Annotated in this window: 10 protein-coding genes; 5 read left to right on the top strand and 5 right to left on the bottom strand. The window is 68.3% G+C overall.

Going from position 1 to position 11,495, the window contains the following annotated elements; genetic code table 11:
- Positions 1–55 precede the first annotated feature (55 nt).
- A complete protein-coding gene (locus DKM19_RS22820) occupies positions 56–2,791 on the bottom strand; it encodes a beta-L-arabinofuranosidase domain-containing protein (RefSeq protein WP_110698180.1) in 2,736 nt (911 codons plus the stop codon).
- A 1,326-nt stretch (positions 2,792–4,117) separates the two neighbouring features.
- Here DKM19_RS22820 and DKM19_RS22815 point away from each other — a divergent pair.
- Positions 4,118–4,903: a helix-turn-helix transcriptional regulator gene (locus DKM19_RS22815; protein ID WP_369989649.1), complete on the top strand. Its 786-nt coding sequence runs from the start codon at positions 4,118–4,120 to the stop codon at positions 4,901–4,903.
- Between the two features lie 26 nt (positions 4,904–4,929).
- A complete protein-coding gene (locus DKM19_RS22810; RefSeq protein ID WP_110698176.1) occupies positions 4,930–5,682 on the top strand; it encodes an SDR family NAD(P)-dependent oxidoreductase in 753 nt (250 codons plus the stop codon).
- Positions 5,683–5,915: 233 nt separating this feature from the next.
- Here DKM19_RS22810 and DKM19_RS22805 read toward each other — a convergent pair whose 3' ends face one another.
- The 4 genes from DKM19_RS22805 to DKM19_RS22790 all read right to left on the bottom strand — a co-directional run bounded on the left by DKM19_RS22805 (position 5,916) and on the right by DKM19_RS22790 (position 10,176).
- Complete coding sequence (locus tag DKM19_RS22805) at positions 5,916–7,322, bottom strand: amidase (RefSeq protein WP_110698174.1); 1,407 nt, start codon at positions 7,320–7,322, stop codon at positions 5,916–5,918.
- Between the two features lie 207 nt (positions 7,323–7,529).
- Positions 7,530–7,685, bottom strand: coding sequence for a hypothetical protein (locus DKM19_RS53040; RefSeq protein ID WP_369990610.1), 156 nt, complete (start codon positions 7,683–7,685; stop codon positions 7,530–7,532).
- A gap of 39 nt (positions 7,686–7,724) precedes the next feature.
- Complete coding sequence (locus tag DKM19_RS22795) at positions 7,725–8,783, bottom strand: terpene synthase family protein (RefSeq protein ID WP_110698172.1); 1,059 nt, start codon at positions 8,781–8,783, stop codon at positions 7,725–7,727.
- Entirely contained in the window at positions 8,770–10,176 is a 1,407-nt protein-coding gene (locus tag DKM19_RS22790) for a cytochrome P450 (protein ID WP_204358959.1), read from the bottom strand. The genes DKM19_RS22795 and DKM19_RS22790 overlap by 14 nt, the downstream gene beginning before the upstream one ends.
- Before the next feature lie 389 nt (positions 10,177–10,565).
- On the opposite strand from DKM19_RS22790, the gene DKM19_RS22785 reads away from it, so the two are divergent.
- From DKM19_RS22785 to DKM19_RS22775, 3 genes are all read left to right on the top strand, one after another.
- The gene (locus tag DKM19_RS22785) at positions 10,566–10,991 is read left to right on the top strand and encodes a hypothetical protein (protein WP_162641686.1); all 426 of its coding nucleotides are present in this window, start codon (positions 10,566–10,568) and stop codon (positions 10,989–10,991) included.
- 69 nt (positions 10,992–11,060) lie between these two features.
- Positions 11,061–11,210 (top strand): transposase, encoded by a 150-nt coding sequence (locus tag DKM19_RS22780; RefSeq protein WP_204358958.1) that lies wholly within the window; start codon positions 11,061–11,063, stop codon positions 11,208–11,210.
- Positions 11,211–11,257: 47 nt separating this feature from the next.
- The gene (locus DKM19_RS22775) at positions 11,258–11,485 is read left to right on the top strand and encodes a hypothetical protein (RefSeq protein ID WP_110698168.1); all 228 of its coding nucleotides are present in this window, start codon (positions 11,258–11,260) and stop codon (positions 11,483–11,485) included.
- Positions 11,486–11,495 lie beyond the last annotated feature (10 nt).

Raw genomic sequence — 11,495 nt, 5'->3', positions numbered from 1 at the left:
CAGGCGAGTGACGGACACGGCACGGGACGGTGTGTCTCCTCCGTCCCGGCCGGACCTACAGGAACCGCCAGAGGCGATCGCTCGAGACGGCGTCGTCGGCCAGCACGACCTGCGCGCCCTGCGCGGTCGAGCCGCCGCTCACGCCCAGGACCCGGCCGCCGTTCGCGCACTGGATGCGGAAGGAGCCGTTGCCGCCGTACCGGAGCCGCCAGCGGTGGTCGGCGGTGCCGTTGTCAGCCCACTGGACGGCCCGTGCGCCGGTGGCCGTGCTCGCGTTCTCGACGCCGAGCACCTTGCCGCTGTTGGAGTTACGCAACCGGAAGTAGCCTCCGGAGTCGGTGACGGCCGTCCACAGGTGGTCGCTCGTACCGGAGTCACCCCACTGGAGCACCAGGCCGCCGTCGGCGGTCGACATGTTCTGCACGCCGAGCACCATGCCGCCGGCCACGTTCTGGATCCGCCGGGCGCCACTGGGCAGGAAACGCCACTGGTTGTCGGCGGTGCCGTTGTCGGCGTCCTGGACGGCCTGCGCACCCTGGCTCGTCGACCCGTTCAGGGCGGCCAGCGGCTTGCCGCTGTTGACGTTACGGATCTTGTGCGAGCCGTCGCCCATGTCCGTGACGGTCCACCGGTGGTCGGCGGTACCGGTGTCCCCCCATTGCAGGACACGGGCGTTGTCGGCGGTGGACATGTCCTCCACCCCGAGCACCTTGCCGCTGTTGACGTTGCGCAGCCGGATCGCGGAGCCGTCCACAACGAGCGCCCAGTCGTGGTCGGCGGTGCCGTTGTCACCCCAGAGGACCGCCAGGCCGCCGTCGGCGGTGGACATGTTCTGCACGCCGAGCACCAGCCCGGACGCCGCGTTGACGAGCCGGAAGCTCGCCGTGCCCGTCGAGGTTCCGCCGCCGGCGTTCCAGTACACGGTGTAGTTGTGGCCGTGCGCGTCGTAGAACGGGCCGAGATTGACGATCGCCCCGTTGGCGGTGGCGGTGAACGCGAGCGCCGACGTGCTCGTGCGGGTGACGGAGGAGACGGTCAGCGCCGGGAGCGCCGACAGCGCCTGGTTGCCGTAGTTCCCCGACAGCACGACCGGCCCGTACACGACGGCCTGGACGTTGGGGTTGTCGTTGGCGGCTTTGGTGATCACGCGCATCGGCAGCCGTACGGTGACGGTGTCACCCGACGTCCACGCCCGTGTCAGCGTCGCGTACGAGCCGGGGGTGGCGGTGACGTTCTGCTGGACGCCGTTGACGCTGATGGTCGCGCCGCTCGTCCACGCCGGGATGCGCACGCGCATGGACCAGGTGCCGCTCACGTTGCCGGTGACCTGCAACGTGACCGTGTCGCTCACCGGGTAGGACGTCGTCTGGGTGACCGTGATGCCGCGCTGGGCCCAGTTCAGCGTCGACGGCTGGAACAGGTTCACGTACAGCGTGGTGTCGGCGTGGAAGTAGATGGAGTCCATCAGCTTCGTGTTGACCTCCAGCCCGGTGCCCTGGCAGCACCAGAACGAGCCGTAGTCGGTGCTCCAGGTGCCGCCGCCCCAGGCGGGACCGACACCGCGCCGGCCGCCGGGGTTGAGCGGCGTGAAGTAGGTGACGTGCCCGCGCGAGTCGGCGGGGTTCTGCTGGCCGATCAGGTGGTTGAGCAGCGCCTGCTCGTAGAAGTCGAAGTAGTCGGCCCGCGTCGGCGACAGCAGCCACAGCTCCCGCGTCAGCTTGAGCATGTTGTAGGTGTTGCACGCCTCGCAGGTGTCGTTGGTCAGGTAGGCGGCGATCGCGTTCGGTGCCCGGAAGTGCTCGGCCTGGCTGTTGCCGCCGATCGCGTACGTGTGCGCGTTCACCGTGATGGACCAGGCGTTGGCGGCGATGTCGCGGTAGCGGGTCGTGCCGGTGGCCTTGTACTCGCGGGCGGCGCCGATCCACTTGGGGACCTGCGTGTTCGCGTGCAGCCCGTTGAGCTGGTCCTGATTGGACGCCAGGGGATTGAACACCGCGGCGTGGTCGAACCGCTGCGCCGCGGTCAGCCAGCGCCCGTCGCCGGTCTGCTGGTACAGGTCGGCCAGGACGGCGTTCATGCCGCCGAACTCGGTGCCCAGCATGGCCTGCATCTGTGAGCCGCTCAGCCGGCCGGTCCGCGTGTCGACCCAGCCCGCCAGGGCGAGGAGCACGTCGCGGGCCTGGGTGCTGCCGATGTGGCGCCACACGTCGAGCAGGCCGGCCATCGTCTTGTGGACGCAGTAGTAGGGCACGTTGCCGTTGCCGAGCGTCCGGGCCTCCAGCGCCGCGAAGTCCGACTCGGGGAAGCCGGACAGGTAGCCGGTACCGAATCCCGCGGCGCCGTTGTTGGCCTGGCACTTGGCGAGCTCGGCCACCATGTAGACGGCCCTGTCGCGGCAGGTGGTGTCGCCGGTCACCGCGTACGCCTGCGCCCACGCGGTCAGGAAGTGCCCCTGCATGTGGCTGCGGAACGGGAAGCTGGGGGCGTCCCAGCCTCCGTTGGCCGCGGCGCCCTGCGTGGACAGGCGGTGGTTGGCACGGAAAACGTACAGCAGCCGGTCGACGTCGACGAAGCGCAGGTAGGACAGGGTGCGGTTCTGGTTGTCCAGCCAGCGGCCGGACGTCAGGCGCACCTGGTCGAGATCGAAGGAGAAGGCGGCGGCGCCGATGTCCGCGCGGACGGGTGCGACGGCGGCCTGTGCGGCCGGCGCACCGGCGAGCTGCCCGGCGGCGGAGGCGGCGACGGTGACGCCCGCCGCCTGTAACAGCCGGCGTCGGCTGAGGGGTGACATGTCGTCTCCTGGAACGTTGGGGGGTGAGGCAGGAGGTTCAGGCAGTGCCGGAGGTCGCGTCGTTGAGCGCGACCGCCATCGCGGCCGCGAGCCGTTGCCGAGGAATCTTCACGAGCCCTCCACTGTTGTGAGCGCTAACAATTGAGACCGCTCCGTGAGGGGGCGGTGTGCCTTCGATGCGGGGCGCCACGAGGCCCTTGATCATGAGCCGGTCGGGCGGGTGTTCCCGGTGAAGCGACGCTCGTGGACGCGGTGTTTCCGCTCCACGCCGCCTACGCGGGCCGGGAAGGATCTCTTCGATGGGGGCACGGCTCTCCTTCGATGATCGGAGGGCTTGACGGCGGGCGTACTCCATCTCTCCACCGGCTCGTAGGGATCAGGACCAGCGGAAACGGTAAAGATGTTAACGCTAACATTTTTGACCGAGCTTCAGGTGCTGTGTTGTCAGGGATGGGGCTCTGCGGTGTCGCGAGTACATCGGACCGGCCTCGGCGCGTCAATCACATGTTCGGACCGCAGGCGGCGACGGGCGTGTTACCAGGGCATTTCCCGGCACGTTATCAGGGCGAATCATGAAAGTTTCACAGGATTGCCTCGTTTGTTGCATGAACGTTACGATATTTGAGCCGTTGCATTCAGGCTGTCGATTGAACGGGTGAGGGGGCCGAAGGCGCCTGCCCAGCGAGAAGTATGGCAACCGGTGACGGCCGGGACGTCCGGCATGCAAGAAAGTCGGCATCAGGTGCGATCGCGGTCTCATCATCAGGGGTGACCGCCGTGAGGCGGGAGGTCGCCGGGCCGCCTACCGGGCCGCGGCGCACCACACATGCCGCGGGCGATGAGCGCATCCACCGATCGTTAATCTCTTTCGGCGGTAAATTGGCCGGGATGAGGGTGCGCGGGTATATCCGCTGAGGGCCACCTGCCGACAGAGCCCCGCTGGCTCGGCACGCGCCCGCCCCCACAGCGCCCCTTTGATTCGCGCTCACTACCGGTGCTTCGTTTGGTGGGTGGGCGACGGTGATGAGGCCGTGCACACTGCGGCCGATGCGCTCGTCGCCTGGTCGGGGTCGGGTTGGCCGGCCTCCGGCCGGGCGACGGCCGCCTTGTCGGGCTGCGAACGCTTCGCGAGCTGAGACGAGTACCCCCGTTGTCTGAGGTTGTCGAACGGACTTCCGGGCAGCGGCACGCGTGGGCGCGCCGTACAGACGAGGTCTGTTGATCGCGACATAACATGACCTGATGGTCATTTCCCGGCTCTCCACAGATGCGCGGCAGCGGCGCAGTTCCGAGATGCGCGCGTTCCTCCGGTCACGGCGAGCCCGGGTGACGCCCGCTGACGTGGGCATGCCGGCAGGCGGGGGCCGCCGTACGCCCGGGCTGCGGCGGGAGGAGGTGGCGGTGCTCGCCGGCCTGGGAGTGTCCTGGTACACCTGGCTCGAGCAGGGACGCGACATCAACGTCTCCGCCGACGTCCTGGACGCCATCGCCAGGGTGCTGCGCCTGGAGCCCGCCGAGCGCGAGCACCTGTACCTCCTCGCCGGCCTCAATCCGCCGCAGGCCGCGCCGTCCGAAGGCCGGGTCCCCGATGCCGTGCGGCGGCTGCTGGAGGGCTGGCTGCCTCGGCCCGCGTACGTCATCGACCGGCACTGGAACGTCCTCGCGGTCAACCGCGCGGCGGAGATCGTGTTCCAGTGCAACGAGTACGACCACAACTGCCTGGTCAGCTTCTTCACCAACGCCCGCTACCGTGCGGCAGTCGTTAACTGGCACGACGCGGCGCGAGCGATGATCGGCCTGTTCCGGGCGGACGCCGCCCGCTACCCGGACGATCCCGAATTCGGCCGCCTGGCCGCGGACATGTGCGCCGCGAGCCCCGCCTTCGCCGAGATCTGGGCGGAACTCCCCGTGGGCGGCCCCACCCACGGCACCAAGGCTCTGGAGATTCCCGGCCTGGGGACGCTGACCTTCGAGGCCACCATCCTGCCGCTGCCCGAACTGCCCGGCCACCGCCTGTCGCTGCACACCCCCGCACCCGGGACGGGAACGAAGGCCCTGCTGGAGCGCTTGGTGGTGGTGTCAGACCCAGGTTCAGCCGACACTGCCGCATAGGCTCGCGCCGCTCGAGGATCGTCGGCATGAAGCGATTCACGAACAGAACAGTTTTGATCACCGGCGGCACCAGCGGCATCGGGTTCGCGACGGCGCGCAGGCTTCTCGACGAGGGCGCGGACGTCGTCATCACCGGCCGCGACCAGGCCCGCCTCGACACCGCGGCAGAACGCCTGGGCTCCGAGCGGATCCTGCCCGTTCGCGCGGACGTCAGCGTTGACGCCGACCTCGATCTCCTCGTGCGGCGCGTCGAGACCTGGCGCGGTGCCCTCGACGCGGTCTTCGCCAATGCCGGAATTGCGGACTTCAGGCCAGAGTTCACCCCGAAGGACTTCGACCACACCGTCGGAATCAACTTCAAGGGGGTGTTCTTCACGATTCAAAAGACACTGCCGCTGATGGGCGACGGAGGCGCCGTCGTCATCAACGCCTCCTGGACCCTGCACCGCGGCCTCCCGGTGGCCTCGATCTACGCCGCCAGCAAGGCTGCCGTGCACAATCTCGCCCGCACGCTCGGCACCGGCCTCGCGCCGCGTGGCATCCGCGTCAACTCCGTCAGCCCCGGCTACATCGAGACCGAGATGTACCGGTCCGCCATCGACCCCGACGCGGAGACCCGCATCATGGCGGAGGTGCCGCTCGGCTCGCTCGGCCACCCGGACGATGTCGCCGCTGCCGTCGCCTTCCTGGCCTCGGACGACGCGTCGTACATCACCGGTCAGGACCTCGTCATCGACGGCGGCCTCGTGGGGGCGGCGCCCCTCGGGCTGCGCCTTTGACAGCCATGCAACAGCCGTAGCAGGCCCACCTCCACGCCGCCTCGGCCAGGGTGGTGAAGTCCGATGAACCGCCGCATCACCCCCTTCCCTGCGAGCGGGTGAAGGGAAGGGGGGACGCTTGCGGTACAGCCAGACGCGGGGGAGGCGCCGAGAAGCAGAGTGATCTGAGACGTACCGAGAAGGTGCGTGCTTCTACGCTGAACGCTCGCTCACCGTTTCGTGACTCCCGGCCGTCAGAGGGCGGGGTGCTGGTTGCGGACCGGGCTCAGCGACTCCAGCAGCGAGGCGATGTACAGGATCGTCGACTCTGAGTGCCAGCTGGCCGCCAGCTGCACAGCGATCGGCATGCCGTCGCTGCTCGTGCCGAACCGCATGGACAGGGCCGGGAGCCCGGTCAGGTTGAACGGGACGGTCGCCGTCATCACATGGAAAGCGTCCACCGTCCGGCCGTCGATGGTGAACTGTGTAAGCCCGTGCTCGTGCGCCGGGATCGACGTCACCGGGAGCAGCAGCGCGTCGTACCGCTGGAAGTACTCCGCGAAACCGTCTCGAAGCCGCTCGATGCCCTGCTCGGCCAGGACGTAGTCCTCCACGGACGTGTCGGGTGCGGCGAGCATGGACCTGGAGTACGTGAACATCTGGTCCTCGTGACCGGCGGTGATTTCCCGGAACGCCGGTTTCATCTCCATGACGTGCTGCCGGGTGAAGAGTTCGAGAGGATTGTCACGCTCAAGAGCCGGGATCCTCACGGCCTCGACCTGGACCCCCGCTCCCCGCAGGGCGTCGGCGGCCGCCTGCACAGTTGCCGCGACCTCTGCGTCGATCGGACCGAGTCCCGAGTCGACCAGCCGGCCAACGCGGACGGGTCGGTCCGGTGAGGCGCCCAGGCCGGCGTCGAACTCGCGCGGGACGGTGGCGAAGCCGTCGGCGCCGTCAGGACCGGCCAGTATCGAATACGCCAGTGCGAGGTCGCGGATGGTGCGGGCCATGGGACCGGCGTGCCAGTCACGACGCGGCTCCCGTGGCCAGACCCCCGTCATCGGGATGCGCCCGTGCGTCGGCTTGAAGCCCGCGATACCGGTGTCGGCCGCCGGGCCGCGCACCGAGATGGACAGGTCGCTTGCGAGACCGAGCGGCGACATCCCCGCCGCGATCGCCGCGGACTCCCCGCCGCTCGACCCGCCGGAGCTGCGGTCGAGGTCCCAGGGGTTGTTCGTCCGGCCCGTCAGAAGGTTGTCGGACTCGATCCAGTATGCGAATTCCGGGAGATTGGTCTTCGCCAGGAGGATCGCACCGGCGCCCTTCAGGCGCGCCACGCTGGTGGCGTCCGTGTCCGGGATACGCCCCGCGAAGATCGGCGAACCGCGCTGGGTGAGCACCCCGGCGGTGTCGAACGAGTCCTTGACCGTGAAGGGCACGCCGTGGAGCGGCCCCACCTCCGCGCCCGCCGCGAGTTCCTCGTCCGCCGCCCTCGCGGCGTCCAGCGCACCGTCGGCAAGCGTGACGATGGCGTTGATCCTCGAATCGGCGGCTTCGATGCGCTCCAGGTGCGCCTGAACCACCTCGACGGAGGAAACCCTCCTCGTGCGGATCAGCTCGGCGAGCTCGGTCGCGTCGCAGCGGTTGAGATCAGTGCTCATGATGGATCCCCTTTTACTAGAAACAGACAGCACTGCCCGGTCCCGGTGCGCCGCAGTCGGCGGCGGCTCTTCAGACGTGGAGGACCTGGCGCGTGCCCGCCATGGCGCGGTCGAGTCGGCCGGGGCTGCAACGGATCTTCGGCATCATGCTCGCCCCGAACCACAGGTCGTAGCAGGATCGGCGTACCGGGCAGATACAGCTTTTACTCACGTACTCGACGCCCTTGGGGAGATCTGGAAGTGACCACCCCTGTGCCGGTCGAGGAGGCCGCCGACCAGGCTGGGCGCGTCGAACCGAGGAGCACAGAACCAGTCCGACGTCCCGCCCGTCACCACCGGCGCTGCGGTTCGCGGATCGCCGATCAGGCCATGGGCGGCGCGCCGTCCCGGCCGTCCGGACGGCTATTCCGGCTGGAGGGCTTCGGCAAGGCTCAGGAGTTGGTTCGGGTGCTCCCGCTGAGTCAGCCGGACTGTCGTCTCGTAGCGGTTGGTGTCGAGCAGCTGCCATTTGATGCCCTCGTACATCCAGTCCTCCAGGATCTGGATGTACACCTCGACGTCCGGCCTCCCGGCGATCTCGTGGTCGCACAGGCCGCCGCCGGAGCGGAACTGGGACTGGAGGTCGGCGAATTCTCCGGCCACCCGATGGAAGTCCTTCGCCGCACGCTCGACGTTCGTCTGCAGATCGCCGCCGTACTCCTCTTGCAGCGACAGGACGAGATTGTCCCGGATACCGCGCAAGAGGTCCGCCTTCAGGCCGATGATGTCGTTGGCATAGGCGATGGCGATCGTGCTCGCCCTGCTGATCCGCCTCAGGAACGGATGCCGGATCAGCTCGCGCGGCAGTTCGATACCGTACGCAAATTCCGACATGGTGAAGACGGCCTGCGCAGCCGTGGCGAGCGGTCGCAGTTCGCTGGCCTTGCCGAAGGGATTCACGCGGCCGCTGCGGACCAGCTCGGCCTCTTCCACGGCGGTCCGGAGATAGACGCCGAGTTCTTCGCGGAGCCGGTGCCGCCAGTCCAGCGAGGTGTCCTGCTGGATCTGCGCCCAGATCTCCCGCATGCTGCGGGCCGCGGCGAGGTCCAGGCGCCGGCACTCCCACTCGGATTCGGCGAACCAGGTGAGGACGATGTCGGTCACGCCGGTCACGTCCTCGCGGAGGAGGAACCTCCCCAGTTGCTCGGCCCAGTCATCGTAGATGAAGAGCCACGTCTGGAGTTTGCCGTAGGTTTCGCGGCGATCTCTCGAGACGGCACCCGGAACCACGTAGGCGCACATCGTTCCGATGTTCTGTTTGGTGTAGTAGTGGTTGGCCGTTTCGGTCGTCAGGAGTCCCGTCTCGCGGGCGAACGCGGCCACCACTCCGTCAAGGTCCGGCCCCCAAGGCGCCTTCCGGTCACCGGGAATCAGCTGCAACTCCGGGAGGTCGAACAGCCTCGTCGGGTCAATGACCGGCATCGAGATTCCAGCCTTTCGTAGAATCGGTGCGCGGGCCCTCGGCTCGAACTTTGGCACGCATGCGCAGATTCCGCGGATACAGGACGGCGCTCTTCGCCGGCGTCACCGGCGGTCCGGCGACGTGACGCAGGGTCCACCGGGAGGCGATGGTGGCCAGGGCCAGCGTGGCCTCGGTGACGGCGAAGGTGTCGCCTATGCATTTGCGGCTTCCGCCGCCGAAAGGAACCAGGGTGTGGCGTCCCGGCTGGACCCGGCCGGGCATCCACCGGTCGGGGTCGAACCGGTCGGGCGCGTCGAAGAGGTCCGCACGGCGGTGGAGGATGTACGGGCTGTAGATGACGGTCGTGTTCTCGGGGATCCGGTGACCGCCGAGCAGGGCGTCGGCGGTGGTGGTCCGGGTGAAGATCCAGCCCGGCGGATACAGCCGCAGGGTCTCGGTGATGATACGGCCGGTCAGCTTCAGGTGCGGCAGGTCGGTGTGAGTGGCCGGCCTGCCGTCCAGGACGGCGTCGACCTCGCCGTGCAGGGCGCGTTCGACCTCCGGGTGCCCGGCGACCAGGTGCAACGCCCACGCAAGGGCCGAGGCGGTGGTCTCGGTGCCGGCCAGGACGAACATCATCGTGTTGTCGGTGATCTCCGTGTCGGACAGGCCCCGGCCCGCCGTCTCGGAGCCGTCGTCGCGTGCGGCCAGGAGGGCCGACAGGAGGTCGCCATGATCGGTGCCGTCGGCACGGCGGTCGGCGAGCACTGCGTGGACGTTCCGGTGCAGCCGCGCGACGGCCTGCCGGTAGCGGCGGTTACCCGGGGTCGGCAGCCGGTTGAGCGATCGCGGTGTCAGCATCCGCCGGTACACGGTATCGAAGATCGCGACGATGTCCTCGTGCAGCCGGTCATGACCGGCCTGAGCCGGCAGGGAACTGGAGAACATGGTCGCAAGGAGGATCTTGAAGGTGATCCCCGTCATCTCGGCGTAGACGTCAAGGACCCGTCCGGGCCGCCATGATCGGGTGGCTTCGGTGATGTGCTCGGTCATGATGCCGGTGTAGCCCGGCATGCGTGCCTGGTGGAACGCGGGCTGCGCCAGGCGCCGCTGACGCCGGTGCAGGCTGTGCGGACAGGTGCCCAGGCTGTCGCCGACGAACTCCCGGGCCTTCTCGATGAACGCCCCGCCCTTGTCGAAGGTCCGGTCCTCCATCAGGAGCCGATGGTTCAGTTCCGGATCGCACACCACGACCGCCTTGGTCGGGCCGACGCGCACCTCGACCAGGTCCCCGCGGACTGGCAGCGACGACAGGAACGCCAGCGGATCGCGGATCAGCGGAAGCAGATGGCCGAGGAGCGGCAGGCGTCCGGGAGCCACCGGCACAGCGGCGGGTTCTGACGTGCTGCGCAATATCCGATATCCCTTCACGTCCCCTGGCCGCTTCGGAGTGCCCGTTCACAAGCATCAGCCAAGTCACCCGCCCTGATCAAGACATTGGCCTTTTCAGGCCGTCTCGAACAGTGCCCATGCGTGCGTCTCCGGGCTGGTAGGGCCGGGGTCCGGGAACGATGGGACAGCCACCGGCGGTGAGCCATCAATCGATTAACGCCCGGACGTGTGCGGCGCGTATTTCGCTCCGTTCACGCGGAGGTAGGCACTCCAGCCGGCCCATCACAACCGTGCGGACACTCCCCGGGCCGCCCTACGCGGCGCCCTCCGCGGACCTGCTCCCCGTCACCGGTCATGTTCCGCGTCCTTCGTCCGTCGCGGAGGAAGCGGCGGCTGTTGGGCGTCGAACCATGAAATTGTGGGTCTTTTCGCCCGAAGGTGGGTGTGTGACGATGATTGCTGTGCCCCTCCTGCGGTTGTCGAGTTATGTGTTTGTCTTCCTGCTGCTGAAAGCGTGGCTCGGCGGATGGATCGCGGCCGTTCCGACCGTGGTCATCTGCGAGATCCTGAGTTATCTCACTCTCAGGCTCGCTTACGCCCTTCACATTGATCGTGCGTGGGCCGTCCGGATCCCGGATCATCGCGTCAGCCCGTGGGGGCTCCGGTTCTGCGTCGTCGTCCACGCCTCGTTGGCGGGCGGCACGGCGAACGTCTACTCCGACAGCCCGGCATGGTTCATCGGCGGCGTGATAGGCGGTACCTTCGTGGGCCTGGTCGGGTTCCTGCGCACCGCAGGCAGGATCCGGGCGATGTCGGGCATCAGTGATCCCTCTTAGAGTTCCCAACAGAATGATCTCTGTTGTGCTTTGATCTCTCGCTGTAGCGACGGCGAGAGGGGCGGGCAGGTGGCATCGCCGAAGCCGTGGGAGGTCAGCGACGAGCTGTGGGCGGTCGTCGAACCGCTGCTCCCCGAACATCAGCGTCGAGCTCGTTGGCCAGGGCGTAAGCGGCCGGATGACCGCCTCGCTCTGCAAGGCATCTTGTTCGTGCTCTAGATCTGTTGGCGACGCCTCAGCTCATTGTGTTAGCAGTTCTTAAAGGCGTGGATTTCGAGCGCGGCGCGGTGGCGACCCTGGTTCAGCGCGCGACGCGCGGGCGGGTCGGCGTCGGGGCACTGGTGGTCGTGCACGGAGCCCATCGGATGCAGTGGCTGGGCGAGGTCGCCGCCCTGAAGGAGAGCTTGCGGCCCATCTCCGAGAAGAAGGAGCAGGCCGACCGCCTGCGCCGGCAGGCCGAACACGGGGAGGGAGGAACCGGTGCTCTCAGCTGACGGCCGTTAT

The sequence above is a fragment of the Streptosporangium sp. 'caverna' genome, from assembly GCF_003203775.1.
GTDB lineage: Bacteria > Actinomycetota > Actinomycetes > Streptosporangiales > Streptosporangiaceae > Streptosporangium > Streptosporangium subroseum.
Note: the sequence above shows the minus strand (reverse complement) of the source record. Positions and strands in the feature narration are given on the sequence as shown.

Excerpts from the sequence above, each read along its gene's own strand:
- DKM19_RS22820 (WP_110698180.1), bottom strand. The coding sequence starts at position 2,791 with ATGTCACCCCTCAGCCGACGCCGGCTGTTACAGGCGGCGGGCGTCACC.
- DKM19_RS22810 (WP_110698176.1), top strand. The coding sequence starts at position 4,930 with ATGAAGCGATTCACGAACAGAACAGTTTTGATCACCGGCGGCACCAGC.
- DKM19_RS22805 (WP_110698174.1), bottom strand. The coding sequence starts at position 7,322 with ATGAGCACTGATCTCAACCGCTGCGACGCGACCGAGCTCGCCGAGCTG.
- DKM19_RS22795 (WP_110698172.1), bottom strand. The coding sequence starts at position 8,783 with ATGCCGGTCATTGACCCGACGAGGCTGTTCGACCTCCCGGAGTTGCAG.
- DKM19_RS22785 (WP_162641686.1), top strand. The coding sequence starts at position 10,566 with ATGAAATTGTGGGTCTTTTCGCCCGAAGGTGGGTGTGTGACGATGATT.